The 25,495-nt window shown below is 64.9% G+C and carries 27 protein-coding genes and 1 tRNA gene; 10 read left to right on the top strand and 18 right to left on the bottom strand.

Annotation, left to right across the window (positions count from 1 at the left end; all coding sequences use genetic code 11):
* Positions 1-2: 2 nt before the first annotated feature.
* The 4 genes from IVB24_RS38050 to IVB24_RS38035 form a co-directional block, all read right to left on the bottom strand.
* A complete protein-coding gene (locus tag IVB24_RS38050; RefSeq protein WP_166476917.1) occupies positions 3-842 on the bottom strand; it encodes an ABC transporter permease in 840 nt (279 codons plus the stop codon).
* Complete coding sequence (locus IVB24_RS38045) at positions 839-1,810, bottom strand: ABC transporter permease (RefSeq protein ID WP_094973311.1); 972 nt, start codon at positions 1,808-1,810, stop codon at positions 839-841. The genes IVB24_RS38050 and IVB24_RS38045 overlap by 4 nt, the downstream gene beginning before the upstream one ends.
* A 98-nt stretch (positions 1,811-1,908) precedes the next feature.
* The gene (locus IVB24_RS38040) at positions 1,909-3,459 is read right to left on the bottom strand and encodes an ABC transporter substrate-binding protein (RefSeq protein ID WP_094895868.1); all 1,551 of its coding nucleotides are present in this window, start codon (positions 3,457-3,459) and stop codon (positions 1,909-1,911) included.
* Between the two features lie 296 nt (positions 3,460-3,755).
* Positions 3,756-4,067, bottom strand: a complete 312-nt coding sequence (locus tag IVB24_RS38035) for a hypothetical protein (protein WP_094973309.1) — start codon at positions 4,065-4,067, stop codon at positions 3,756-3,758.
* A gap of 186 nt (positions 4,068-4,253) precedes the next feature.
* Between IVB24_RS38035 and irr the strand changes: the two genes are divergently transcribed.
* Positions 4,254-4,742, top strand: a complete 489-nt coding sequence (gene irr / locus IVB24_RS38030) for a Fur family transcriptional regulator Irr (RefSeq protein WP_247771611.1) — start codon at positions 4,254-4,256, stop codon at positions 4,740-4,742.
* 88 nt (positions 4,743-4,830) lie between these two features.
* On the opposite strand, the gene IVB24_RS38025 is transcribed toward irr, so the two are convergent.
* Entirely contained in the window at positions 4,831-5,820 is a 990-nt protein-coding gene (locus IVB24_RS38025; RefSeq protein WP_247771610.1) for an alpha/beta hydrolase, read from the bottom strand.
* A 262-nt stretch (positions 5,821-6,082) separates the two neighbouring features.
* Here IVB24_RS38025 and IVB24_RS38020 point away from each other — a divergent pair, with 262 nt between their 5' ends.
* Positions 6,083-6,703, top strand: a complete 621-nt coding sequence (locus IVB24_RS38020; RefSeq protein ID WP_247774253.1) for a TetR/AcrR family transcriptional regulator — start codon at positions 6,083-6,085, stop codon at positions 6,701-6,703.
* Positions 6,704-6,848: 145 nt separating this feature from the next.
* Here IVB24_RS38020 and IVB24_RS38015 read toward each other — a convergent pair whose 3' ends face one another.
* Positions 6,849-8,396, bottom strand: coding sequence for a winged helix-turn-helix domain-containing tetratricopeptide repeat protein (locus IVB24_RS38015; RefSeq protein WP_247771609.1), 1,548 nt, complete (start codon positions 8,394-8,396; stop codon positions 6,849-6,851).
* A gap of 133 nt (positions 8,397-8,529) precedes the next feature.
* Here IVB24_RS38015 and mddA point away from each other — a divergent pair, with 133 nt between their 5' ends.
* Both mddA and IVB24_RS38005 read left to right on the top strand, forming a co-directional pair.
* Positions 8,530-9,318, top strand: a complete 789-nt coding sequence (gene mddA / locus IVB24_RS38010; protein WP_166467319.1) for a methanethiol S-methyltransferase — start codon at positions 8,530-8,532, stop codon at positions 9,316-9,318.
* Between the two features lie 215 nt (positions 9,319-9,533).
* The gene (locus IVB24_RS38005) at positions 9,534-9,956 is read left to right on the top strand and encodes a GFA family protein (RefSeq protein WP_094973306.1); all 423 of its coding nucleotides are present in this window, start codon (positions 9,534-9,536) and stop codon (positions 9,954-9,956) included.
* A gap of 224 nt (positions 9,957-10,180) precedes the next feature.
* On the opposite strand, the gene IVB24_RS38000 is transcribed toward IVB24_RS38005, so the two are convergent.
* Positions 10,181-10,405 carry a hypothetical protein gene (locus IVB24_RS38000; protein WP_036020653.1) on the bottom strand — a complete coding sequence of 75 codons (225 nt, stop codon included), beginning with the start codon at positions 10,403-10,405 and terminating at the stop codon, positions 10,181-10,183.
* Positions 10,406-10,641: 236 nt separating this feature from the next.
* Here IVB24_RS38000 and IVB24_RS37995 point away from each other — a divergent pair, with 236 nt between their 5' ends.
* The gene (locus tag IVB24_RS37995; RefSeq protein ID WP_247771608.1) at positions 10,642-10,947 is read left to right on the top strand and encodes a hypothetical protein; all 306 of its coding nucleotides are present in this window, start codon (positions 10,642-10,644) and stop codon (positions 10,945-10,947) included.
* Between the two features lie 135 nt (positions 10,948-11,082).
* Here the strand turns inward: IVB24_RS37995 and IVB24_RS37990 are convergent, their stop codons facing one another.
* The 6 genes from IVB24_RS37990 to IVB24_RS37965 form a co-directional block, all read right to left on the bottom strand.
* The gene (locus IVB24_RS37990; protein WP_247771607.1) at positions 11,083-13,029 is read right to left on the bottom strand and encodes an ATP-binding protein; all 1,947 of its coding nucleotides are present in this window, start codon (positions 13,027-13,029) and stop codon (positions 11,083-11,085) included.
* Positions 13,026-13,709, bottom strand: a complete 684-nt coding sequence (locus tag IVB24_RS37985; RefSeq protein ID WP_247774252.1) for a response regulator transcription factor — start codon at positions 13,707-13,709, stop codon at positions 13,026-13,028. The genes IVB24_RS37990 and IVB24_RS37985 overlap by 4 nt, the downstream gene beginning before the upstream one ends.
* Before the next feature lie 143 nt (positions 13,710-13,852).
* Positions 13,853-16,612, bottom strand: a complete 2,760-nt coding sequence (locus IVB24_RS37980; RefSeq protein WP_247771606.1) for a DUF2235 domain-containing protein — start codon at positions 16,610-16,612, stop codon at positions 13,853-13,855.
* Between the two features lie 179 nt (positions 16,613-16,791).
* Positions 16,792-17,019 (bottom strand): hypothetical protein, encoded by a 228-nt coding sequence (locus tag IVB24_RS37975; protein WP_247771605.1) that lies wholly within the window; start codon positions 17,017-17,019, stop codon positions 16,792-16,794.
* 770 nt (positions 17,020-17,789) lie between these two features.
* A complete protein-coding gene (locus tag IVB24_RS37970) occupies positions 17,790-18,092 on the bottom strand; it encodes a hypothetical protein (RefSeq protein ID WP_094973301.1) in 303 nt (100 codons plus the stop codon).
* Between the two features lie 185 nt (positions 18,093-18,277).
* A tRNA-Leu gene (locus IVB24_RS37965) sits at positions 18,278-18,362 on the bottom strand.
* Positions 18,363-18,520: 158 nt separating this feature from the next.
* On the opposite strand from IVB24_RS37965, the gene IVB24_RS37960 reads away from it, so the two are divergent.
* Complete coding sequence (locus tag IVB24_RS37960; protein WP_247771604.1) at positions 18,521-19,060, top strand: disulfide bond formation protein B; 540 nt, start codon at positions 18,521-18,523, stop codon at positions 19,058-19,060.
* A 169-nt stretch (positions 19,061-19,229) separates the two neighbouring features.
* On the opposite strand, the gene IVB24_RS37955 is transcribed toward IVB24_RS37960, so the two are convergent.
* Positions 19,230-20,315 carry an AbrB family transcriptional regulator gene (locus IVB24_RS37955; RefSeq protein WP_247771603.1) on the bottom strand — a complete coding sequence of 362 codons (1,086 nt, stop codon included), beginning with the start codon at positions 20,313-20,315 and terminating at the stop codon, positions 19,230-19,232.
* 99 nt (positions 20,316-20,414) lie between these two features.
* Positions 20,415-20,696 carry a PsiF family protein gene (locus IVB24_RS37950; RefSeq protein WP_094973298.1) on the bottom strand — a complete coding sequence of 94 codons (282 nt, stop codon included), beginning with the start codon at positions 20,694-20,696 and terminating at the stop codon, positions 20,415-20,417.
* 198 nt (positions 20,697-20,894) lie between these two features.
* Here IVB24_RS37950 and IVB24_RS37945 point away from each other — a divergent pair, with 198 nt between their 5' ends.
* Positions 20,895-21,395, top strand: a complete 501-nt coding sequence (locus tag IVB24_RS37945) for a hypothetical protein (protein ID WP_247771602.1) — start codon at positions 20,895-20,897, stop codon at positions 21,393-21,395.
* A gap of 46 nt (positions 21,396-21,441) precedes the next feature.
* On the opposite strand, the gene IVB24_RS37940 is transcribed toward IVB24_RS37945, so the two are convergent.
* A complete protein-coding gene (locus tag IVB24_RS37940; RefSeq protein ID WP_247771601.1) occupies positions 21,442-21,990 on the bottom strand; it encodes a TetR/AcrR family transcriptional regulator in 549 nt (182 codons plus the stop codon).
* Positions 21,991-22,185: 195 nt separating this feature from the next.
* On the opposite strand from IVB24_RS37940, the gene IVB24_RS37935 reads away from it, so the two are divergent.
* The 3 genes from IVB24_RS37935 to IVB24_RS37925 all read left to right on the top strand — a co-directional run bounded on the left by IVB24_RS37935 (position 22,186) and on the right by IVB24_RS37925 (position 24,035).
* Positions 22,186-22,569: a CidA/LrgA family protein gene (locus tag IVB24_RS37935; RefSeq protein ID WP_106949364.1), complete on the top strand. Its 384-nt coding sequence runs from the start codon at positions 22,186-22,188 to the stop codon at positions 22,567-22,569.
* Positions 22,566-23,288, top strand: a complete 723-nt coding sequence (locus tag IVB24_RS37930; protein ID WP_247771600.1) for an LrgB family protein — start codon at positions 22,566-22,568, stop codon at positions 23,286-23,288. Before IVB24_RS37935 ends, IVB24_RS37930 begins: the two co-directional genes overlap by 4 nt.
* Before the next feature lie 87 nt (positions 23,289-23,375).
* Positions 23,376-24,035: a DsbA family protein gene (locus tag IVB24_RS37925; RefSeq protein ID WP_166476924.1), complete on the top strand. Its 660-nt coding sequence runs from the start codon at positions 23,376-23,378 to the stop codon at positions 24,033-24,035.
* Between the two features lie 83 nt (positions 24,036-24,118).
* Here the strand turns inward: IVB24_RS37925 and IVB24_RS37920 are convergent, their stop codons facing one another.
* Positions 24,119-24,325: a hypothetical protein gene (locus tag IVB24_RS37920; RefSeq protein ID WP_094973293.1), complete on the bottom strand. Its 207-nt coding sequence runs from the start codon at positions 24,323-24,325 to the stop codon at positions 24,119-24,121.
* An 81-nt stretch (positions 24,326-24,406) separates the two neighbouring features.
* Positions 24,407-25,477: a phospholipase gene (locus tag IVB24_RS37915; RefSeq protein ID WP_247771599.1), complete on the bottom strand. Its 1,071-nt coding sequence runs from the start codon at positions 25,475-25,477 to the stop codon at positions 24,407-24,409.
* Positions 25,478-25,495: the final 18 nt, after the last annotated feature.

The raw sequence follows: 25,495 nt of genomic DNA, 5'->3' as shown, positions 1-25,495 counted from the left end.
CGTCAGCGTCCCTCCCGCGACAGGCGCGGATTGAGCGCGTCATTGAGGCCTTCGCCGATCAGGTTCAGCCCGAGCACCGAGATCAGGATGGCGACGCCGGGAAACACCGTGATCCACCAGGCCTGGCGGATCACGGTGCGGCCGGCGCCGACCATGTAGCCCCAGGAAATCAGATTGGGATCGCCGAGGCCGAGGAACGACAGCGAGGATTCCAGCAGGATCGCGGTCGCCACCATCAGCGAGGCCAGCACGATCACCGGCGACAGCGCGTTGGGCAGGATCTCGCGCATGATGATCCAGCTGTTGCTCTGGCCGGTGACCACGGCGGCCTGGACATATTCGCGCGTCCGCAGCGACAGCACCTCGCCGCGCACGAGGCGGGCGACCGGCGGCCAGCTCACCAGCGCGATCGAGGTCACGATCGAATAGATCGAGGGCTGCAGGATCGCGACCAGCACGATCGCGAGCGCAAAGCTCGGGATGGTCTGGAAGAACTCGGTGAAGCGCATCAGGGCGTCGTCGACCCTGCCGCCGAAATAGCCGGCCATGGCACCGATGGGAACGCCGACGATCAGCGCGACCAGCGTGGAGACGAGGCCGACGAGGAGGGAGACGCGTGCGCCAAAGATCATGCCGGCGAACACGTCTCGACCGAGCGCGTCGGTGCCGAGCGGCACGGTCGAGAGCGTGAACGGCGGCAGGAACGGCCGCTGCACCATACGCCAGGGCGAGTTCGGGAACAGCATCGGTCCGAACAATGCGACCGAGATCGCGAGCAGCAGGATGATGAGCCCGATGACGCCGCTCGGGCTACGCAGCATCGATTTCCAGAACTGTTTCATGAGGCGAATTCGATGCGCGGATCGACCAGGCGATAGACCAGGTCGGTGATGAGGTTGAAGATCAGGACCATGGCCGAGCAGATCACGAAGACGCCGAGCAGCAGATTGTAGTCGCGCTGCAACAGCGCGTCGTACATCAGCCGCCCGATGCCGGGCCAGGCGAACACGGTCTCGGTGATGACGGCGCCGCCGATCAGCGTTCCCGAATGCACGCCGGCCAGCGTCACGACGGGCAGCAGCGCGTTGCGCAGCACATGGCGGCGCTGGATCACGGCGTCGGATAGGCCCTTGGCGCGCGCTGTCTTGACGAAGTCGAGCCGCTTCACCTCCAGCATCGAGGCGCGCGTCATGCGGGTGTAGGTCGCCATGAAGAACAGGCCGAGCGTCATCGCCGGCATGATCAAATGTTTTGCGACGTCGACCGCGTGGGCAAGGCCGGTCAGATTGGCGCCGACTGTCTCGTAGCCGAAGCTCGGCAGCCAATCCATGGTGACCGAAAATAGCAGGATGCCCATCAACGCCACCCAGAAGAGGGGCATGGCGTAGAAGATCAGTGCAAAGATGGTGATGGCGGTGTCGAGAAAGGTTCCGGCAAAGCGCGCGGCGAAGGTGCCAAAGAGAACGCCCAGCATCAGCGAGATCGCGAATGCCGTCAGCGTCAACAGCAACGTCGCCGGGAGCCGCTCGCCGATCAGCTTTGCGACCGGCGCCTGCTGGCGGAAGGAGAAGCCCAGGTCGAGGGTGACGACACCCTTGACGTAGATGAAGAGCTGCTCGGGCAGCGGCTTGTCGAGACCGAACTTTTCCCGGAGCTGCTTGACGAAGACCTGGTCGCTGGCGCCGGCCTCGCCGGCCATGACGACCGCCGGGTCGCCCGGCGCAAGGCGGATCAGGAAGAAGTTGAGGACGACGATCGCGAGCAGGACGATCACGCCCTTCACGACACGTTGAGCGACGAAGGAGAGCATATCAGAGAGTCATACCGGTGGGGTGACCTGCGGCCGCGGAGGCGGGGGTGCTCCTAGAGCACCTCCCCCCGCGAGCGGGAGAGGTGAAAGAGCAGGGCTCACTTGTCGAGCCATGCGTCCTTGAAGCCGTCATTGACCCCGATCCCCGTGGTGATCAGGTTCTTGACCTTGCAGCGCATGATGGTCGGGAATTGCAGCTCGAGCATCCAGGCCACCGGCACGTCCTCGACCAGGATCTTCTGCGCCTTCTCGTAGATCTCCTTGCGCTTGGAGTCCGGGGTCGCGACCGCGCCGTCGGCGAACAGCTTGTCGATCTCCGGATTGGAGTAGCCTTCGACGTTGTTGAAGACCTGGCCCTTGGCGATGTTGCTGGAGATATAGTTGCGCCCCACCCCGAGCGCGGGATCGCCGTACTGGTAGAGATAGGTGAAGGCGATGTCGTAATCCCAGTCGCCGATCTTCTGGTTGCCGCCGGCGACGTCGGTGGCGATGGTCTCGATGTTGATGCCGACGTCCATGAGGTTCTGCTTCACGGCTTCACCCCAGCGCTGCCAGGTCTCGCCATAGGCGAGCGGCAGCAGGCGGATCTTCTCGCCCTTGTAGCCGGCTTCCTTCAGCAGCGCCTTGGCCTTGGCCGGATCGTAAGGGTATTTCTTCACGTCGTCGGTGTAGTACTTGATGGTCGAGGCCGAGGGGCCGGTCGCAACCTTGCCGAGCCCGTTCCAGATCACGTCCTTGGCGAAGTCGCGGTCGATCGCATACATCACCGCCTGCCGCACCCGCTTGTCGGCAAGCGGGCCCTGTCGGTTGTTGAGCCACAGCCAGGCCAGCGGCGAGAAGAACTCCCAGCCGGCGCCGGTGACGCAGGTGTCCTTCAGCTTGGTCAGCCGCGGCACGTCGAAATTCTCGACCGAGCCGCCGGGCAGCACGTCGACCTTGCCGGTCTCGTACGCCACCGACCGCGCCGCGGCGTCGGGAATGATCTGCCAGTAGATCTCGTCGAGATAGGGTTTGCCCTTCTCGTAATAGTTCGGGTTCTTGACCAGGCGGATGAACGAGCCCTTTTGCCATTCCTTGAACATGAAGGGGCCGGTGCCGACCGGGGCGTTGTTGTAGGGATTGGTCTTCCAGTCGGTGCCTTCATAGAGATGCTTCGGCACCATCGGCATCGAGCCGACCTCGAAGATGCCGAGGAACGGGCCGAACGGCTGCTTCAGCGTGAACACCACCGTATGGTCGTCCGGCGCCTCGACCTTGTCGACCTGCGCGAGGTTGGTGCGGGCGCGGGCGTGGGTCTGCTTCAGCATCTCGATCGAGAACAAGACGTCCGCGGCGGTGAAGGGCTTGCCGTCATGCCAGGTGACGCCCTTCCGGAGCTTGAAGGTATAGGTCTTGGCGTCCTCGCTGACGCTCCAGCTCTCGGCGAGCTCCGGCTGCGGCTCGAGCTTGGGGCTGTAGCGCAGCAGGCCCTCGAAGATGTTGCCCGACACCATTTGGGTCGGCCCGTTCTGGACCATCGCAAGCATCAGGCCGGGCGGCTCGGGCTGGATCACCGCATTGATTACACCGCCCGTTTTCGGCTCCTGCGCCAGTGTCGGGGCCGCAAGGCCGCAAGCCAGCAGAAGACCAAGCAACACTCGTTTTGGCATATCGTATCTTTCTCAAGCGTGACCAGCCGTCAGCGCTTCGCACGTCATGGCGCGCAAAGCTACGGCCGGCCCATCCCAGTCCCCATCCGGGAGCGAGGCTCACACAGTCCCGTTCGGCGCCGCAAGATGAAAGTCGCGACAGTGTTCGCACAAAAAATGTACAGCGCGTCCTGTTATCCCACATGCTCTCCGCCACGGCGGATCGGCCGCTCCCGCTGATCAGGCGACCTCAGTCATGTCGGGACTTGGTAGAGGTGATGCACAAGGCTGCGCCTGCGACCAAAAGCGTCAGGTCATCATTTCGCGCCGAGCGCCCGTTGCAACTCGGCAAGCGCCTCCGCAAGCTGCTCGCGATGTGCGATGTCGTCCTTGGGGAGGCCAGCAACGCTGCCGGCGAGCTCACGCAGGATGCCGGCGAGCAGGCCGAAATTGAGGTGCAGGTGCACCGATTTGCGTTCGTCGGCAGCGCCCGGATGTTGCAGCACCAGCGCAACGCCGCTGCCGTCGAGCCGCGCCTCGAACCGCGACGAATGCTCGAAGGTGCCGACATAGAACTTGTCGGGGTATTCGAGCGCGATCTCTGCCTTGTCGGGAACCGGGCGGGACATCTGAACCTCGTTGATCTCAACCCATTCTGGTTGGGAATAAAGCGGATCGCCTTGCGATAAGTCAGAGGCGGCTTTCGGATTTGATCCGGATCAAAGCCGGGCCGCCGCTTTTGCGATCGAATGGCAACTGGCGACGCGGCACTGCGCGTCCCGCGCCCTTGAGCTGTGAGACGCGTGAGACCGTTGATGGACATCCAGGCCACGAATATCCCTGCGGTTGACGATAGCGGATCTGACGTCGCCGGCCTTGAGCTGCCGCCCGATGCGGGCGTGCAGCATTGTCTGAAATTGCTTGTTGACGCCGGCCTGCGCCCGACGCGCCAGCGCCTGGCGCTCGGCCGATTGCTGTTCCTGCGCGGCCATCGTCATGTCACCGCCGAGAGCCTGTTCGAAGAAGCGATGGCGACGAGCGCCTATCTGTCGCTCGCGACCGTCTACAACACGCTGAACCAGTTCACGGAGGCTGGCCTGCTGCGCCGCATCGCAGCCGACGGCATCAAGTCGTTCTTCGACACCGACACGTCGGTGCATCCGCATTTCTATCTCGAAGGCGAGGATATGCTGGTCGACGTCGCCGAAGGACTCGCCTTCACCAGGATTCCCGAGGCGCTTCCCGGCCACGAGATCGCACGGCTCGACGTCATCGTCCACCTGCGCCGCAAGCGGGGGCCGTAGGCCCGGCAAGGCGGTCGACCAGCGCGCCCCCTCCGGAAGCCTTCGAGATAGTGCTCGCGATCGCCGTCATTGGCCCACGGCAGTTGCGTCAGCTTCCCAAATCTTTCAACCAGGAGGCAATCATCTGATTGAGGTCGTCCGGCACTTCATGCTGAATGAAGTGGCCAACTCCAGGCACGATTTTGACCGTGAGATTTTCGGGATTTTCAATCCACGACTTTTCCAATTCAATAGTGCTCAGCAAAGCGTGGCTCTCCTCGAGTCCGTGCACGTGCAAGACCGGGCATTTGATCACGGCACCGTAGAGTTTCTTCATGGCCGGATCGAAAAGATTGAGCGCAAGCTGAGAAAACGCGTAGTTGGCTTTGTAATAACTCATCATGGACGAGATGGAAGATTTCGCGAAAGCCTGGATGTATCGACCCTTAACCTGTGGATCTACAACCCAGTATGCCAAATCTTGCGCAGTCAAATGGTCGCCTTTGCCTTGAGCGAAAAACCGTGTGGCGTAGGCGCTGGCCCTGGCCTGCGCGATGGGATGGTTCCAGGGGAGCAATTCCCTCGTGATGGCGCCAGGATGAGGAACGCTAAGGACGACAAGTCTTTCGATCAGATCCGGATTTTGCCCGGCGAACAGCCACGACAAAGCAGCGCCCCAGTCGTGCCCGATCAGGATGGCCTTGCGACCGTTTCCCTCTGCATTGATCACGGCACGGATGTCATCAAGGAGAACCGGAAACTTGTAGTTCTCGACACCTTCTGGCTGATCGCTCAAATCGTACCCGCGCAGATCGAGAGCGACCACCTGATAATTTGCTGAAAAGGCCTGGATCTGATTTCGCCAGGAATACCAAAAGTCGGGAAATCCGTGCACGAACACCATAAGCGGTTTTTGACTGGATCCCATCGTGACGTAGTGGATCTTCGTTCCCGCATTTTCCGCATACTTGTGCAGAAGGTTCGGATCCCGATCGATATCAACGCTAGGCTCACTCGAAGCGGCGGGGATTTTATTGTGCCAGATGGCATCGCTTGCAGTCTCTCCGGAGACAACGCGAGTGAACATCGCAGCGAACATGGCAGCTCCTAAAAGCATCATCGAGCAGGTTCTGAAGGCCATCTCAGTGATCCCGTTTGCCGGAACAGTCGCCGAAATCGAAGTTGCTCAAGCCCATTCGAGGTTCTCCTGCGCAGCAATCTTTGAGAGGGAGATGTCCCTGTGTGCAACTTCTGGATGGTCATTTGATAACGGGGATATGGCGGGCCACAGTTACTATGGTGATCGCCATAGTATGGCGATCACCATAGCGGTGTCAAGCCAAGCGTGGTATGCTCACGGGATGCCCCGTAAAACTGACGCCCGTGATCGCGCGATTGCCACTGCCGAGCGACTGTTTCGCATCCAGGGCTACACTGCGACGGGACTGAACCAGATCATTGAAGAAAGCGGCTCGCCCAAGGGGTCGTTCTATTTTCATTTTCCGCGCGGCAAGGCACAGCTCGCAGAAGAGGCAATCGATCATTACGTTGCGACCAGGATTGCCGTATTGCGCGACATCTCGGCGACCACGACGGGTGATGCCCTGAGTTTTGTTCGTCGGATTTTCGGCACGTTCGCGGCCGAAATGGTCGCCTCTGATTTCCAGTATGGATGTCTGATGCAAAATCTCGCGAATGAGCTTCCTGCACTCGACGCCGATCTGACCAAACGGGTAGCGCGCGGATTTGTTGATTCAACCGAGATCGTTGCGGAGCACTTCAGGGGTTGCGGTTTCACGTCCGCGCGCGCATCGTCTACCGCAGCCGCCTTGGTCGCTGCCGTCGAAGGCGCACGAACGATTGCCCGCCTGGAACGCACAGCGGCCATATTCGAGGCCCTGGCGGATGTCAGCGTCCAAGGGTGGGCGGCCCCCGAGGGGAAACCCGCTTTCGAGCTCAGCTCCCGGCGGCGCAGACGATAGCTCCAACTCCGGACTTCCTTGCCGCTGCAATTGGCCGGCCGTCGTCACGCTATCTCGCGATGCGGGCGTGCAGCATGGTCTGCCTGTTGACGCCGGCCTGCGCCCGACGCGCCAGCGCCTGGCGAGACCCCCGCAAGGCGATCGCCTAGCGCAGCCCCGCGCGCCGGAAGCCTTCGAGGTAGTGCTCGCGATCGCCGTCATTGGCCCACGGCAGTTGCGTCGCGATCCAGTGCAGCGAAATGTCGGGCTGGGTGCGGCGGAGCTCGCTCAGCGCCGTCTCCGCAAGCATCGCGTCGCCGGTCATGCCGGCGGAGACCGCGAGCACGCGGTAGGCGCCGGTGAGATCGCCGCGATGGCGGATCGCCTCGCGCGCGAGCGCGATGGCCTCGTCATAGCGGCGTTCGGTGAAGCGCGCATAGCCGGCGATGCCGTGATAGATCGCCAGCGACGGATCGCGCGGTGACAGCCGGATCGCCCGTTGTGCGGCCTCGAACGAATCCTTCGAACGTCCGGCATAGGACAGCGCCAGCGCGTAATAGCCCTGCGCCAGCGAGAAGTTCGGATTGAGCGCGAGCGCCTGCTCGAACGCGGCCAGCGCGTTCGCAAGCCTGCGTGTCGAGAAGCAGACGCTGCCCAGCGCGACATGCGCCCAGGCATCCTCATGATCGCAGCGCACCGCAGCCAGCGCGGCGGCTTCCGCCGCCGGCGCCACCGCGGCGAGCTCGGCCCAGCCGAGATGCACGCCGAACATGTGGTTTGCCGCCAGCACCGACAGCGCCTGGCCGTAATTCGGATCGATCCCGATCGCGCGTTCGAGCAGCATCCGTGCGGTCTCGTGATCGCCCCGGGTCACCCGCCAGAAATGCGACAACGCCCGCATCAGCAGATCCCATGCGTCCAGGCTCGCAGGTCCCTTGCGGTGGGCGCGAAAACTCTCGGCTGCGTGAATCCGCGGTTCGATCGCAGCGGCAATCGCGTTGGTGATCTCGTCCTGGACGGCGAAGACGTCGACCAGCTCGCGGTCGTAGCGCTCGGCCCACAAATGGCTGCCCGAATTGGCATCGTTCAGCTGTGCGGTGATGCGCACCCGGCTGCCTGCCTTGCGCACGCTGCCTTCGACGACGTAGCGGACGCCGAGCTCCTCGGCGATCTGCCTGATGTTGACCGCGCGTCCCTTGTAGGTGAAGGACGAGTTGCGGGCGATCACCATGAACCAGCGCTGCTTCGACAGCGCGGTGAGGATGTCTTCGCTGATGCCGTCGCCGAAATAGTCCTGCGCGGGATCGCCGCTCATGTTCTCGAAGGCGAGCACCGCGATCGCCGGGCGGTCCGCCACGCGCGAGGGCGCGGGCCTGGCTTCGGCCGGCACGATCGATGCTGCCACTTCTTCCCGGACCTCGCCGACGAAGCGGAAGCCCTTGCGCGGAATGGTCTTGATCAGCCGCTGCGTTGTGCCGTCGTCACTGATCGCCTTGCGCGCGGCGTTAATCCGGCTGTTCAGCGCGGAATCCGAGATGATCCGGTCACTCCAGATCTCGCTGATCAGGTCATCCTTGCTGACCACACGCGCGCGTTGCGCGACGAGATAAAGCAGGAGATCGAACACCTGCGGCTGCAACGGCACGGCTGCCCCGCCGCAGGTGAGTTCCCGCAGGTCGCCGTCGAGCACGTTGTTTTCAAAGCGAAATCGCACGTTTCCGTCGTCTCAAGCAAAAATCAAAGTCGTCTCAGGCGAAAATCAACCGTCCGCCAAAGTCTGCGGATGTCCGATCCGGCATGCTGCGAAGACCAAACAGTGTCGATGTCTCGGCACAACGGAGCGTTTCATGACCCAACTTGATCACCAGATTCATTCCACCGGCCCGGAGGTTGCGGGCTCACGCATTTTCAAGCTCGTCGCCTTTCTGTACGGAATTACGGCCTATCTCGTATTCTTCGTCACCATTCTCTACGCCATCGGCTTCGTCATGGGGGTGATGGTGCCGAAGACCATCGACACCGGAACCGACACGCCGACGGTCGAGGCGATCATCGTCAATCTACTCCTGATGACGCTGTTCGCCGTTCAGCACAGCGTGATGGCGCGGAAGCAGTTCAAGGCATGGTGGACGCAATTCGTCCCCAAGCCGGTCGAGCGCTCGACCTATGTGCTGTTGGCGAGCCTGTCATTGTTGCTCCTGTTCTGGCAGTGGCGCCCGTTGCCTGCGGTCATATGGAACGTCGAGAATCCGGATCTCGCCGTGACTCTGGTCACGCTGTCCTTCGCGGGCTGGGTCCTGGTGTTCGCCAGCACCTACATGATCAATCATTTCGAATTGTTCGGATTGCATCAGGTGACCAACCATCTGGTCGGCAAGGAGATGACGCCGCCGCGCTTCAAGACGCCGCTGCTCTACAATTTCGTGCGCCATCCAATTTATCTCGGTTTCATCGTTGCGTTCTGGGCGGCGCCGACCATGACCGCGGGCCATCTGCTGTTCGCGGTCGTCACCACGCTCTACATCTTCGTCGGCATCGCGCTGGAGGAGCACGACCTCGTCGCTCTCTTCGGCGACGAGTACCGGCAGTACAAACAACGGGTCTCGATGCTTATTCCCTGGCGCCGGTCACTCTAGCCTTTGCACTCCATCGCGCGCGTCCGCCGAACGGAGGACGCGCGGCCGCTTGAAGTCGGCTACCCGAGCATCTCACACGCCCGTCCCCCCAACGTCCCCCGAGGTGATATCCCCCTTCACCCCGACACCTCTCCCCGCATCCCATCGGTCACGACATATTGTGGACGAGGAGCGGGGAGAGGATTTTTCACCCTTCATAAAACGGAGACGACCCAATGAAACATGTCGGAAGCTGCTTCTGTGGCGCGGTCACAATCGAGGTCACGGGCGCGCCGGAGGCGATGGGCTATTGCCATTGTCGCTCCTGCCGCTCCTGGTCGGGCGGCCCGGTCAACGCCTTCAGCCTGTGGAAGCCTGAGGCGGTGCGCGTCACCGAAGGCGCGCAGAATGTCGAGACGTTTGCAAAGACGCCGCTCAGCCAGCGCAAATATTGCAAGCAGTGCGGCGGCCACCTCATGACCAACCATCCGCCGCTCGGCCTGGTCGACGTCTTCACCGCCACCATCCCGACGCTCGCCTTCGCGCCCGGCGTTCACGTCAACTATGCCGAGACGGTGCTACCGATGCGCGACGGCCTGCCCAAGCTGAAGGATTTCCCGGCCGAGTTCGGCGGCAGCGGCGAGATGATGCAGGAGTAGCGCAAGGCCGTCGCCTGCGGCCATCCTTCGAGCCGTCCGCCGTTGGCGGACCCTCCGGATGAGGACGGCGTGTGTTGCGTCAGTTGTAGCGAGCACCAATGCTGCTTGGCCTCATCCTGAGGAGGCGCTCAGCGCCGTCTCGAAGAACGAGGCGTGCGCTCAAATCTCTCGAGAGGGCGGCTCAGCGCCGCTCTCTCCGCCTTCCTAAGGAAGAGGACGGCGGATCAGCCGCCGCGCGACTCGACGACCTTGCGGCAGCTGTCTGAGAGCTTCGACTTGTTCTCGCGCAGGCAGGCGTTCATCTGCGGCGGCTTGCCGATATGTTCGGCGCAGAATTTGCTGGCATCGCCGCGGCAGGCCATTTGCTCCTGGACCGATGGACCGGATTGCGCGGCAGCGGGCAGGGCGGCTGCAGCGAGCAGCAGCGCGGCAAGAACGGAAATCTTCATGAAGCACCTCTTGTGAATCCTCGTTGGTCCCGACCGGGATCAATCGGGCCGGACCATCCCGCAAAGCCTGCGCGCCGGTCCATGCCATGTTCATGGCACCGACAAGCCCTCACGGCGGCGGGACCCCCATCTTCATGGCATGTATCCGCACGCCGTCTTTTGTCATTCAGGCTGCACCTCGGCTGCGAGACCCGGTGATTGCATCGGGACGCCGAACGGGAAGCAGGAGAGCTAGGATGTCGAAGAGAGCTGGAGCGCTGGGTGCAAGGCTGACGGTCATGGCGCTGACTGTCATGGCGCTGGCGGGCGTGGCGATGGTGTCGCTGGGTACGAGCCCGGCGCAGGCGGTGGTCTATTGCAAGACCGTCGGCGTACCCAAGGGCTGCGTGGTGCGGCCGACGGCGGCGGTGGTGGTCGCGCCCGGAGCGCCGGTCGCAAGGGCCGCGGTCGCAACGCCCGGCGTCGGCGCGCCCGGTGTCGGCGTGCGCGCGGGAACACCGATGAATCGCGGCGGCCCGGTCAATCGCGTCGGCGTGCGCTGATATTTCCATTCGATTGAGTTGATTGCATCGCTTCGGGCCCAGGGCGCCCTGCGGACGAACCCCCCGTCCTCCGCCGGCATATCACCCGGCCCGTTCCCTCTCTCCGCGCGTCCCACGCGTCGGAGAGGGGGCTTTTCAGCCCGCAGCCGCGTCGCTGTCGGGAAAACGTTGCGGCAATTGCAGCCGCACGCGCGTCCCGAAGGCATCGGACCTCAGATCGAGCACCGCGCCGCAGCGCGCGGCGCGATTTCTCATGTTGCGCAGGCCGCGCGCGGTCTGGCCGGTGCGTCCGGCTTCGCCGTGGCCGGCCGGTGCAAAGCCGCGGCCGTCGTCGGTCACGCTGATCAGGCCGCACGGCCCCTCGCTTGCGTCGAGCGTCTCGATGGTGACCGCGATGTGGCGGGCCTGCGCGTGCTTGACCGCGTTGGTCACGGCCTCGTCGAGGATGCGCACGATCTGGATGACGTGCCACGGCCGCAGTTCGGGGTGCAGCGGCAGGCCCTGCACGGTCGCCACCCGCCAGTCGAGCGTGATGTCGTGCGGCCGCAATTGCGCGCTGGCGCGCTCGCGCCAGGAGCCGAGCGCCAGCATCAGGTCGCCGCCGATGTCGTCCATGGAATCGATGACGAGACGCAGATCCTTCAGCGCGGCACGGGCCGCGTCGGTGATGGTCGCGCCCTCATGGCCGCGCTCGGATAGCGCGACGATGCTGACGAGCTGGCCGCCGAGACCATCATGCAGGTCGCGCATCAGGCGCGTGCGCTCATTGGCGAGCGCGGCGGCGCGCGCGCGCTCCTCCTCGCGGACGAAGCTCGCCTTCAGCCGCTCCTCGGCCTCCCGCACGCGCGTCACCAGCTGACCGGCAAAGCTGTCGACCTGGTTCAGCGCGCGGGCGAAGCGCCAGGTCAGTCCCGCGCCGATCGCGACCAGCATCGCCGAATAGGACAGGCGCGAAACGAAGATGCGGTCGGTGTTCACGATCTCGAGCACCGTCAGCATATCCTGGATCCAGCAGACCAGCACGATGGTGACGGCGCAGCCGATCGTGAAGCTTGCGGCGTCCTGCCGCCGCACGACCGCGATCGTGGTCACCCAGGCCATCAGCAGCAGGCAAAGCCCGACCGTGGGGATGCCGAGCACCAGGAAGAGGATGCGCGGCAGCGGCGGACCTCCGATCAGCCCAACCACGAACACGACGATTCCCGGCACGAACAGCAGCGCGCCGGAGCGCGGCCAGCGCCAGCCGAAGAACAGCACGCCGAACATGACGACCAACGCGCTTTCGGTCGGCGCGGACGCCAGCAGCACTGCGGCAAGGCGCGACGCGGCGGCCGGCGGCACCGGCGGCGGGACGTACGCCTGCACCACGCCGATCACCATCGCAGCCGCCAGCACGCCGTAGACCGGCTCGCGGCGCCGCATCAGCCACATGATCGCGAGGATGACGGCCAGGATCGACTGCCAGGCCGAGAACACCACCGGCAGGGTGACGAACAGCAGCGTGCGCGTCTCGTAGGCCGGACGCAGGGCGGCGTCCGGACCGACATACACCGTGTCGAGAAAACCCTTCAACGGTCCCCACACGAACAGCCGCACCGTGATCTCGTTGGCGCCTTCGCGCAGCAGCGAAGAGGGAATGGCTGCGATCTGCGGCGTGTTGCGATCGGGCCGGTTGGCATTGGCATCGCGCCGGGAGTCGAGCACGACGACGCCGTCGACGGCAACCTCGACCGCGTTGCTGAAGCGCGGCAGATAGACCGACCAGCCCGAGGCCGCGTCGCCGCGCCGGAACGTGAAGGTCCCGGTGTAGAGCGGCGGGTCGTCCAGGGAATTGCGCGAAGTCGTGAAATGCGGCAGCGTCACGGGGTGCGTCACGCCGTCCTGGCGCAGCGAAAATCCGCTCAGCGCAAATTCGTCGGGGTCGCTCGGCTGCAGCAGCCGCAGCCCGAGAAGGGTGGCGATCACGATCAGGGCCTGCAGCAGCAGATAGGGCACGAGACGCGAGGCGATCAGCCGGCGCCGCGGGCGCGTGGGTGCCTTCGCAGGTACCTTCGCAGGTACCTTGGCCGTGATCTCGCTCACAGCTTGATCAGGCCCTGCTGCACCGCCTCGAACACCGCTTCGCTGCGCGTGTGCACCTCGAGCTTGCGATAGATGTTCTTGATGTGGCCGGGCACGGTCTGCTTGGACAGGCCGAGATGGCTGGCGATCTCGGCATAGCTGAAGCCTTTTGCGATGCCCCAGAGGATGTCGATCTCGCGCGGCGTCAGCCTGGCCGTATTGAGCGCGGGGCCGGGCGGCGGCTCCGCCGAGCTCTGCGCGGCGTCCTGTGTTCTGCGCACGATGAAGCGCGCGATCGAGGCCGAGATCGGCGAATGGCCGGCGACCAGATCGCGCACGGTGGTGGCGATGTCGGTGGGGAAGGCGTCCTTGAGCAGATAGCCGGTGGCGCCGACCGTGATCGCGGAGATCACGCTTTCCTCGTCGCCGAGGGCCGAGATCACCATGATCTCGGTGTCGGGGAAGCGCTGCCTCATTTCGCGGATCAGCTCGATGCCGTGGCCGTCGGGCAGCCGCAGATCGGTCAGCAGCACGCGGGGCGCGCCGGCGGCCAGCGCCGAACGGGCTTCGCCGAGCGTGCCGGCGCTGCGCACCTCGTAGCCGGCCTTGACCAGCGCGTCCTGCAACCGCCAGCAGGTCGGCGCGTCGTCCTCGACGAGGAGGATGGTGATGATGTCACCCGTCTCGCCCTGTTCAGTCATGATCATGGTCCCGCGATCCGCGTGTCCCCCGCGGCGCAAGGGCAAGTTTAGCCGCCGGGCGCAGGCAGCGACACCCATAATCATGGGGGCGGGGTGTCCAAGTCGCGGCGCGGAGAACGCCGACGCGGGATCCCCGCCGGGTCTCAGTTGCGCGCCAGCGGTGATGCCGGCATGTCCGGCGGCATCGGCGCGGCCGGCAGGCGCTGGACCTTGATCTTCGCAGTGCCGCTATTGTTTCGGTAGAAGAGATCGCGCGGTCCCTGGATCGCATCGAGCCAGGACGGGACCCACGATTCCGGAAGCAGACGCGGGAAGATCTGGACGGCGTCATTGACGTAGAAGAACAGCTCGCCGGAGTCGGGCGCGACGAATTCGGCGACGAGGCGGCCGGTCAACAGCTGCCTGGTCCAGACCTGGCCTGCCTCGGCGAGCATGGCCGGCGGAATCGGTTCGAATTTGCCGAGTCCGTCGAGCCGGTCCTTGAACTCGGCCGTGTCGTCGAGCCGCACGGGGTACCTGTTGCGGGTTCGGCTGATGTCGTCCTCGGCGGGCAAAGTGGGCTTCATGCGGCGGGGGAATTCGTCGGCCGGCATCACATTGACTGCGGTCAGCGGCAGGTCGTTGATGCCCTTGCTGCCGATGCGCACCACCGGCTGGAACCAGTCCGCGGCGAACAGACGACGCTCCGGCAGCGCCACGTAATGATGCGGCTCGTAGGTCGCAAATCCGTTCGCGCCGCTCATGATGGTGCGGTCGAACCATGGCTCCTTGATCTCGAGAAAGACGCGGTATTTGCGGCCCTTCTCGACGGCGAGCCCGCTCCACCAGCAGAAGTCCCTGGTGTCGAATGACGCGCGCGCCTCGAGCGGCTCGTCCGTCACCGGCGTGCCGGTCTGGAACGAGGGCGAGCCCTTGGCCGCAGGCGGCGAGCAGACCGATCCGAGAGCAAGACGTCCGGTGAACAGGCTGCTCGACACGATCAGGGCGGCCGAGCCGAAGATCGCGATCAGGAAGACCGCCGGCACCAATCCCTTGGTGATGACGCGCTGCGCCGGGCCGGCATTCAGGCGCATCCAGTGTCCGAACCGCATTAACGGCCCCGGCTGGTCGACGTGCTCCATGCTCGCCCTGCGGCGCGGCGTGTTCCAGGCGAGACGCGCCCGCTCCTGGATGTCGTCACGCAACGTTCCGTTCTTGTACCAGATCCACCAGGTGACGATCACTACGATCGAGGTCAGGAAGGGATAGTAGGTCGCGATGTTGAGCCAGGGGGCCGCATAGGACGGCAGCACGTCTCGCAGCAGATTGGTCAGCGGCGCCACCACAGCGCCCATCACCCAGTCGATATTAGTGATGAAGGACAGCGCGCCGGTGCCCTCGAGGGCGCGGTCTTCGGACCACTGCACCAGCGCGTGCGCGATCCACGGCCAGGCGGCGATCACGCCGACCATGAACAGAAGCGAGAAATAGGCGACGCGCCGCCACCACACGGTGTCGCGCGTCAGGCTCGACATGGTGGCGTCGGGCGTGCTCATCTTGGTGAAGGCCCTGGCCTCCTCGGCACGACGCGGTCCCGTCGCCTTTTGCAGATAGGCGGCCTTCATGACCTCGCGCACATGCTGCTCGTCGAGATCCTTGTCGTCTCCCTCCGACCGCAGCGGCAATTTCGTTCCGTCCGGCAGCAGCACCAGGCAGTTCGCCGGAAGCATGATGGGCGCGTAATCGTCACAGCCGAACAGCATGCGCTCGATGACCGCGAAGTGCACCACCGGCAGCCCGCCATTCACGTCGCCGCCGACGATCGGACGCGGTCCGTAGCGGTACAGCACCGCTGCGCCGCCGCGGGAATCGTGCCGTGGTCCGAGCGCCGATTGATAGTCGCTGAAATGCTCGATCTCGCCGTCCTTGAAGCGCAGCCGGCCGCCGAGCTGCTCGACCATCCAGACCAGCGGGACGAAGGACAACGTGGATTCCGGATAGCCGCCGCCGATGTCGGAATGAACGCCCGTGAACCACACCTCCTTGACGATCTGTCCCTGCGCCAGATGGCTCTGGTCGATCCGCAGCGGATGGAAGGTGGTGCGTTCGTCGTCGAGCGCGAGCGCGTGACAGGCGTGCCTGACCTTGTGCGACAGCCGGTGATTGCGGAACGAGATCGGCCAGAGCGCCCAGTCGACGGCGAGACGGAGCTCCTCGATCGGGACGCCGAACGCCTCGACGGTGTCGAACAGGCCGAGGAATGCGATCTCGACCTCGCTGCGCCCGTTCATTTTGCTCCGCACCTCGGCGTAGGTACGGTGCCGGCAAAGCCAGTGATAGACGAACAGCAGGAAGTCGCGGATCCAGCGCGTCACCCAGATCGTCGGCAGGCTCCTGGTCCAGGGCACGGTGTCGCGCCGGTACGCGCGCCAGGCGGCTTTGACGTTGCGCCCCATCTCGGCATGCGACACCGGCGTGTCGTCGATCTCCGCCGGCACCAGGCCCTGGCTCGAGATCAGCGCGGCCAGCGTGCGCGCGGTGAAGGCGCCGCGGCTGAAGCCGAAGATGTAGATGTCGTCGCCGGGACGCCAGTTCCAGCACAGGAAGCGATAGAGCTTGCGGACGTTGCCGGGAACGCCGACGCCGGTGGCACCGTCGAGCGCGGCAAGCGGTGCCCAGCCGGCGGTGCCGACCCCCTTGATATAATGCGCGATCTGATCCGGCTGGGTATGGTCGAGCGCCTCATAGAGACGCCAGACGCTGGATTCCTTCGTGGTGAACGCATTGCCGGTGCCGTCGGCGAACAGCACCAGCTTGCGTCTTGGCAGGGCCGCGCCTCCGTCATCCCCGGCGCTGGACGTGCGTTCCGGCCTGGGAGAATCGGCCTTGGGAGAGTCGGCGTTCCGCTCGTCATGATGCGTCATGGGTCTCACCGGCAATGCAACCGGAAAGTGTCAGGCCTGAACCGGGCTGCACTCCCCGGAATCCATCAATCGCTGCGTCATGAAATGCAGGTGAAGCCTGCACACGATCCCGTTGAGGTAGCAAGCCAGCCGCTTCACCATGACGAGATAGTGATGGGTATCGCTGACGCCGACCAGGTCTATGACACGTCGACCCGCGGCGGCGGATAGCGCTGGGCCAGCATCGACAGCGACAGACGCCGCTCGTCCTGCGGCAGCTCCAGATAAGCCAGCACCAGCGGCCGCTTCCAGTCACCGACGCCGAAATCCATCGCCATCCATTTCTGCGGCTCGGGGCCTTCGAGACCCCGGACCCAGACGAAGTAGCGGGGAAGGTCGTCGGCGTCAGTCGTGCGTGTCCTGGCCATCAAGCTGTCCGCTGCATCACATCGGGTTGCTGGAGGATATAGGGATTGGCGCGGCGAAGTCGAACTGCACGCGGCTGGTCGGAGCAGGACAGTCGGGTGGCATTCTGGGCCGCCTCAGCGCGCATCTCGAAGGATGGCGCAGGGAAATCGCTCTCGAGTAGGATTGCCCTGACCGCGGGAAGATAAATTCTGCTTGACCGAAATTCGGAAATGTCGTATGTGTCGCTCATCCCGGCCCATGGATAAGGGGCGTTTCGCGATCGTCACGATGCGCGGGCCGGGTGGCGGTGGACGTGGAGTGCATCGGCGCGCCAGCAATCGCAGGGCGGGTTTGGCCCGTGAGCGGTCGAGCAGTGCGCACACGACCGGTGCGGTCCGCGTACGGCAAAAGCGTGTCGTCCTGACGCCCGTGGTCTGTGCGTCAAGGCTTGCGGTGATGTGGCTGCCCGACCGGGCGTGCGCATCAGCCATCCGCAAGGCGACGGGGGCAATAGTGCATCGCTCCCCGGGGAGAGCGCGCCATAAGCCGTCAAACCACTGCGCAGGGAAAGGCCGGGATGTCCCAGGCTGCCCTGTATGCCGCTGTGCATTTGTTTTCGCGCAATTTGCGCACAGCGGACCGCGGGTGCCAGCCGGCGCCCGGCCTTCCCTGCGCCCTTTCCAAGGAAGGGGCGTCGAGAGAAGCACAAGACTCGGGCGTCATGCGTCGCGAGGCCGTAGCGGCGCGTCTCGTTATCCAGAAATTGAAGTGGGCGGGCTGGTCTTGTCGATCACCGCCACAACTCGCAGGTCGCCACGCGGTTGATGTCGGCGAGGCGGCGCGCGGCGTTTCCGTGCAGATCGAGGCTTTCGACCAGCGTCAGCAGGCGCCGATAGGCGATTTCGGCGATGTCGACCGGCAGCGGCGCCTCGTCAAAGGCCTCGATGTAGCTGCCGACGATACCGCTGAGCAGGCGGCACAGGCCGCGCTGGGCGGGATCGCTCCGGCCGAGCGTCTCGAGCATGTGCTGAAAGGTCTGGAAGGTCCGCAAGCCGTGGTGCTGTTGCGAAAGCCACGCGTGCAAATCGTTCATATGAGCTCCTTCGAGTAACGGAAGAAGCTACCGGTTTATACAGTCGGGATATGACGATTGGAAGGGGAGGGGGAAATGTTGAGGCAGTCCGTCTTCGCCAAGAGGCTTCGCCGGACACGCTTCACCCTCGACATGCTCGTCTTCCGGTCCAGCTTGGCCGCCACGCGTAGCCCAAGGGCGAAGCGTGGTGCCCCTGGCCGGAATCGAACCAGCACTCCTTGCGGAACTCGATTTTGAGTCGAGCGCGTCTACCAGTTCCGCCACAGGGGCCCTCGGTCGGCTCTATGAGGCGAGCGTCGCGAAGTCGGCGGACTATAGCCATGGACAAAGCGGGGTCAACCCGCGCCAAAGTGATGTCGGCCGTTCTCGACAGCCGCATGGACCGGGGCTAGAGGCTTGAGAGAGCAACCGACCGGAAAGAGGCTGCCGTGACGACCCAGAGTGCCGCAATACCTGCCTTCAAGCCGGCGGCCGCGAACCCCGCGTTGACCGCCTCGCTGCTCGTCACGCTGATTGCGGCTGCGACCATCGCGGGCGCCTGGTTCTTCCAGCTCGTGCTGGAGATCCTGCCCTGTCCGCTCTGCCTGGAGCAGCGCTACGCCTATTACCTCGCGATTCCGCTCGGTGTGCTGACGGCGTTTGCCGCGCGGAGCGGCGCGCCGCGGCCGCTTCTGCTGGCGGGGCTCGCGATCCTCGCGCTGACGACGCTCGCCAATGCCGGTCTCGGCACCTATCATTCGGGCGTCGAATGGGGACTCTGGCAGGGGCCGACCGATTGCACTGGTCCGGTCGTCAACCTCGGCAATGCCGGCGATCTCTTCTCGAAGCTCGACACCGTGAAGGTGGTGCGTTGCGACGAGGTGCAGTGGCGCTTCCTCGGCCTCTCGCTCGCCGGATATAATGTGCTGATCTCGCTGCTGATGGCCGCGATCGCGGCGTGGGGATTTGCACGGACGGCGAGAGGCTAGGCTAGCTGCCGTAGGGTGGGCAAAGGCGCGCTCTTCGCGCGCCGTGCCCACGATGCATCGCTATTCATGGCCGTTCGTCTTGATAAGGCCGAAAGAGAACGTGGGCACGGCGCAAGCGCGCCTTTGCCCACCCTACAAGAGCGAAGCCCGTTACGCCCGCTGCGTTCCCTCAATCATCCACGTCGTCCTGCGTGCGTCCGAACAGATGCACGATGCCCGGCGTTGCGATCGTCACGAACACGAAGCGCGAGAGGTGGTGGGCGCCGACGAAGATCGGGTCGATGTGTAACGTCAGTGCCAGAGCCAGCATGGCGTCCATCGCGCCCGGCGCGAAGGCGACGACGGTGTCGGAGAACTTGACCTGGGTGGTCAGCGCCACGATGCCGACGAAGATGGCAGAGACGGCGATCGCGACCGTGAACGAGCCCAGCGCCGCGTTGATGTGGCCGGTCAGCGTCTTGATCCGCATCCGCGCGAAACGGCTGCCGATCAGCGCGCCGATGCCGACCAGCGCCACGCCGCGCACCCAGTTCGGCAGGCCGCCCTCGACCCAGCCGGCGCCATGCAGCACGCTGGAGCCGATCATGGCGCCGAACATCCAGCTCGCCGGAAATTTGATCAGGCGCAGGACCAGCGCCATGGCCAGCGAGGCCGCGACCAGCTCGACGAGATCGAGCGGCGAGGCGATCGTCGTCGTCAGCGACGGCGCGGCAGAGGGGGCGACACCTGCAAACGCGAGCACCATCGGCAGCGCCGCGGTGAGGATGATGACGCGCATGGTCTGCACCACCGCGATGCCCGGCAGGTCGGCGCCGCGCTCGACCGCCAGAATCGTGATCTGCGACAGCGCGCCGGGGCTGCCGGCGAGGAAGGCCGAGGTGCGGTCCCAGCCATGGATGCGCTGGAGGTAGTAGCTCGAGCCGAAGGTCGAGCAGAAGGTCGCGAGCGCGAGCAGCCCGATGGTGAGGGGGTAGGCGCCGACCTGCTGAAGCAGATGGCGCGAGACCACCGAGCCCAGCGAAATGCCGAGCAGCACCAGCACGGTCTGGGTCAGGAGCGGCGGCAGCGCGAGCTGGCGCCCGGCGATCGCGGCGATCCCGACCGCGATCATCGAGCCGGAGATCAGTCCGCCGGGAAGGCCGGCGAGCAGAAACGCAAGGCCGCCGGCGGTGCCGATGACGAGCGTCTCCGCCGTGCTCAGGATCCTGGCACGGCTCGGCCATTCGAACGACAGGGAGGCGGCGATCTGCTTCACGCCGCCTTATCGCAAATCGGCGAGAGGCGCACAATTGCAGGCTCGTCATGCCGCAATGCGCGCGCCTCTGTCTGATGCAGGTGGAGAATCGCGACGGACTTACTTCTTGTCGGCGGCAGGGGCGGCGGGCGCCGCACTGCCAGCCCTCGCTTCCTTCTTGCATTCCCGGCGGAATTTCTTGCGCTCCTTGCCCTTCAATCCCTTGGCGTCCGCCTGCTTGGAGCATTCAAGCGATTCCGCCGAGCGCTCCTTCGGCGCCTTCCTTTCGGCAATGGCGGCTGCATCGGGCTTGGTGGCCGGCGCGGCGGTCTGCGCGAAGGCAGTGCCGCTGACGAGCAGAGAGGCGAGAGCGACGGCGGCGAGGCGGGACGTGAAGGTCATGTGTTGCACTCTGCTTGGGAGAATTGGGAGGGATAAGACCGTCGGCCTGCGTTGCTGAACGCGACATGAATGATGGGAATGACGGGATCACTAATTTTGCCGGGGCGACGCATCGCATCCTTGTCGCGGGCGGCCGGCACGCTAGGATAGTAATGTTCGTTTCACTTCCCTCGGGGAAGACCAAGGAGGAGATCAGGGATGACCATTCAATCAAAATGGCTTTGCGCGATGGCGTTGTCGGGATTTGCGGCGTTGACGGTGTCGGCGCCGGCGCAGGCGCTGACGTCGCAGGAGTGCAGCGCCAAATACCAGGCCGCCAAGAAGGACGGCTCGCTCGGCACCACGAAGTGGAATGACTTCCGTAAGGCCCAGTGCGGTGCGGATGCGACGCCGGCTGCCGCCGCACCGGCTGCTCCTGCACCGACCGCGGCTGCGCCCGCCGCTCCCGCCGAGCCGAAGCAGGCCAAGAAGGAGGCGGCCCCCGCCGCCGCGCCGACCCTGCCGGCCGGACCCGCGATCTATCCGAACGCGATCGATCCGAAATATGCCAAGGAGACCCCGGGCAAGGGCCGCCTGCACACCTGCGTCGACCAGTACAACGCCAACAAGACCACCAACGGCAACGGCGGCTTGAAGTGGATCCAGAAGGGCGGCGGCTTTTACAGCGAATGCAACAAGAAGCTGAAGGGCGCCGCCTGAGCTTCGAATTGACGCCAAGGCCGGAGCAACGCTCCGGCCTTGTTGCCTAGCCCAGCAGCTTTTCGGCCGACCTTGCCACCAGCTGCGCTCGCTTGCGCGGGCCGCGGTCGACGAACAACAGGCTCTGGCCGAAGATGAAGCAGTAGAACAGGAAGGCCTGTGCGTCGGCCTCTTCGGCCGCGAGCCCGGTCGCGCGATAGAGCTCGGCCACATGCTTGAGCCGCGCTGCGTCCACGCTCGCCACGGCTGCCGCGGCATTCTCGTCGGAGCGGGCCCATTGCCGGATCGCGAGTTCGATCGCCATCGCTTCCGGATTGAGCCGCTCGGAATAGAGCTGGATCACCGCCTTCAGCCGTTCGCGCGGCTCTTGGCCGTCGAGGCGCGTCTGCTGCGCGATCGACTCAGCCCGCCCCTCGCGCCAATGCTGCAGCATGGCCTCGAGCAGCGCCGCGCGGTCGGCGAAGCGACGGTAGAAGCCGCCCTTGGTGACGCCGAGATTCTTGGCGAGCACCTCGACCCGGACACCCTCGACCCCGGCGCGGGCGAGCTCGATAAAGCCCGCCTCGACCCAGACATCGCCCTTGCCGTCGCTCATGAAAGAGGCCTCTCCGATTCTTGATACGGTGCCGTATTGCTAACGCGAGGAGGCCCTGATACGCTACCGTATCAGGAGACGAAAAGCGCAATCGCGTTCGATGCTGCCCCGCATTGCTGCTTCGCACGAGCCGCGCACGTCCTGTGCATAGCGCCGATTGACAAGCCTGCCGACGCATCCCTTGATGTGCCGGTCATGCTTGCGAGTCTCGGCCTCATCCTGCTGTGCCAATTGATCGGCGAAGCCGTCGTGCGCGGCATCGGTCTGCCCTTGCCGGGGCCGGTGCTCGGCCTGCTGTTGCTCCTGATCCTGCTGCTCGCCCGCGATCGCTTCGCTGTGCTTGCACACGGGCCGCTGCGCAATGACGGTGTGGAAACCGCCAGCAAGGGCCTGCTGGCGCATCTGTCGCTGTTGTTCGTGCCGGCCGGCGTCGGCGTCGTGCAGAAGCTCGACCTGCTAGCCTCTCACGGCATCGCCATCGTCCTGGTGCTCGCGCTCTCCGTGGTCGTCACGCTGCTGGCGACGGTGCTGACCTTTCGCCTCGTCAGCCGCCTGTTGAAGCAGCAGGACGCGCGATGAGTGACAATCCGTTTTCGCTCTGGGTCTATCTCTCGCAGTCGCCGCTGCTGTGGCTGACCGTGACGCTGCTGGTCTATGCGACCACGGATGCGGTGTCGCTGGCGACGCGGCGCCATCCGCTCGCCAATCCCGTGCTGCACGCGATGTGGATCATCGGCGCGTTCCTGCTCGCGACCGGCACGTCCTATACGAGCTATTTCGCCGGCGCGCAGTTCGTCCACTTCCTGCTGGGGCCTGCCACCGTCGCGCTCGCGGTACCGCTCTATGAGAACCGCCGGCGCGTCGTGTCATCCATCGTGCCGATGCTGGTGGCGTTGCTCGCGGGATCGATCACGGCGGTGGTGTCGGTGGTGCTGCTGGCCGAGTGCGCCGGCCTGCCGCGCGACGTGGTGCTGTCGCTGGCGCCGAAATCGGTCACCGCCGGCGTCGCCATGGGCATCGCCGAATCCCTGCACGCCGATCCCTCGCTGGCGGCGGTTGCGGTGATCCTCACCGGCATCATGGGCGCCATCATCGTGACGCCGCTGATGAACCGCACCGGCGTCACCGATTACCGCGCGCGCGGATTTGCGGCTGGCTTGGCCGCGCATGGCATCGGCACCGCGCGTGCGTTCCAGGTCGACGAGATTGCCGGCGTCTTCTCCGGCATCGCCATGAGCCTGAACGCCTTGGTGACCTCGTTCCTGGTCCCCCTCGCGGTCACGCTGCTGGTGCGATGACATCGCTGCCGCGACACTCTATATGACGAGTAACAATTCCCGGTCCCGAACCGTATTCGGGGAGATGGGACCGAAACGGGACGAGATATGGCTGGATTTGGGACTAAGGGCCTTGGGCCGACGCGGCGCGCGGCGCTGACGCTGATCGGGGCAGGCGCCTTCGCACTGACGGGCGGCGCCTCGGTGCGCGCGGCGACCGACGAGAACGAGGTGCTGACCGAAGCCAAGGTGCTGCGCGACCCCGACACGCCCGTCGCCGGCAATCCCAACGGCAACGTCACCATCGTCGAATGGTCCGACTACAATTGCCCCTATTGCCGCAAGCTCGAGCCCGAGCTGCGCCAGGTCGTCCAGGACGACGGCAAGGTGCGGCTGGTGATGAAGGATTGGCCGATCCTCGGGCCGGTCTCGGTCACCGCGGCGCGGACCGCGCTCGCGGCGAAATTCCAGGACAAGTACCATCAGGCCCATGACGCCATGATGGGCGTCAGCTCGCGCCTGACCGAGCCGCGCATCAACGAGCTGCTCGCGGCCGCCGGCGTCGACATGGACCGCCTGAAGCGCGATCTCGCCGGCCGCGGCAGCGACATCGACGCCCTGCTCAAGCGCAACAACGAGCAGGCCGAAGCCTTCGGCTTCCGCGGCACCCCGGCCTTCATCGTCGGCAAGTATCGCGTTCCGGGCGCGCTCAGCATGGCCGAGTTCGAGCAGGTCATCGCCGATGCCCGCAAGGCCAAGATGAACTGATACGCGCAGCGTCGATCGCAGCCAACACAAAGGCGCCGCCGCGGATTCGCGACGGCGCCTCGTTCATGTTCGACAGTGCGGCGTTACTTCTGCGAGATTCGTACCCAGTCCCTGTGCGCGCGATCGCGCAGCGCATCCCAATCGGCCTTCGCGACGTCCCAGTTCACGATCGTGCGATTGACGCTCGCGACCTCGCCGTTGGCGACGGACGACGTCTGCATGGAGTCATAGACATAGACTCCTCCGGCAAGGAGCAGCGCGCCCAAGATCATTCCGAAAAAAGTCCGCATGGCTAACCTCCGGTGACGGCCGATAACGTCGGCCCGCAGCGAAGGTTCCGCGGCACTGTGGCACGGATGAAGTGGACTTGTTCATCCCGCCTTCAGCCACTGCACCAGCTCCGCGTTGATCTCGCGCGGATAGGTGTGGCTGAGGTCGCCGATTTCGCGATAGGTGACATCGGCGCCGGCCGCCGCGAGCGCCGCCTGGGTCTGGCGCGCGGTCTGCACCGGAAACATCCAGTCGAGCTTGCCGTGGGTGATGAAGATCGGCAGACCTTGCAGGCGCGCGGCGTCGGCCATCTCCGCCATCAGCGGATGGAAGGTTGCCGAGACCGGCGCCAGATGGGTGAAGGGCGAGGCGCCGTCGAGACCGCTGACATAGCTGAAGGTGCCGCCGTCGCTCATGCCGGTCAGCAGCATGCGCGAGCTGTCGATGCGCCAGCGGCTGCGCACGGTTTCGAGGATGCGCATGAGATTGGGCGTATCGGCATCATCGCCCATCAGCGCCCAGGTCGGACCGGTCGCGGTCGGCGCCACCAGGATCGCGCCAAGGCTGCGGGCGTCTCGCAGCCAGCTCCACAGAAAGCCGCGTCCGTTGCCGCTGCCGCCATGCAGCGCCATTACCAGCGGCATGGCGCGCTCGGGCGTATAATGCTCAGGCACGTAGACCGAGAAGCCGCCGCGGCTGCCGGGTTCGTTGTGGTCGTGGAAGATGCCGGCATTTTCACTCGTGCCGGCTTCGAGCCGCGACAACAGATCCGCATTGTCGCGATTGGCGGTGTTGAGAAAGAAATTGCTGACGGGAGGAAACTGCAGCGACAGCGGATAAAGCGCCTCCTGCGCGCGCGGCACATGGCGCAGCGCGCGGAACACGGCGACGAAATCGCCATTGCCGCGCTCGACCTCGCGGATCCCGGCAAAGGCGGCAAGCGTCTCGTCGCAGGCGCGATCGAGCCGCTCGCGGAGGCTCGCGAACTGCTCCGGCCACGCTCCAATAGCCGCGTGGGCCGTTTGCAGCGCCTCATCCGGTGCGCCGATCGCATTCATCACGGAAGCGAACGCCGGCGGATGCAATTGACGTTGGAAGAAGCCGAGCGCTTCCAGCGCATTGAGCAGCGGCGGCAGCACGGCCACGATGTCGTCGACCACGGCCTCGCTCATTGCGGCTTCCTTCAGCGT

This window comes from Bradyrhizobium sp. 192, assembly GCF_023100965.1.
Classification (GTDB): Bacteria; Pseudomonadota; Alphaproteobacteria; order Rhizobiales; family Xanthobacteraceae; genus Bradyrhizobium; species Bradyrhizobium symbiodeficiens.
Note: the sequence above shows the minus strand (reverse complement) of the source record. Positions and strands in the feature narration are given on the sequence as shown.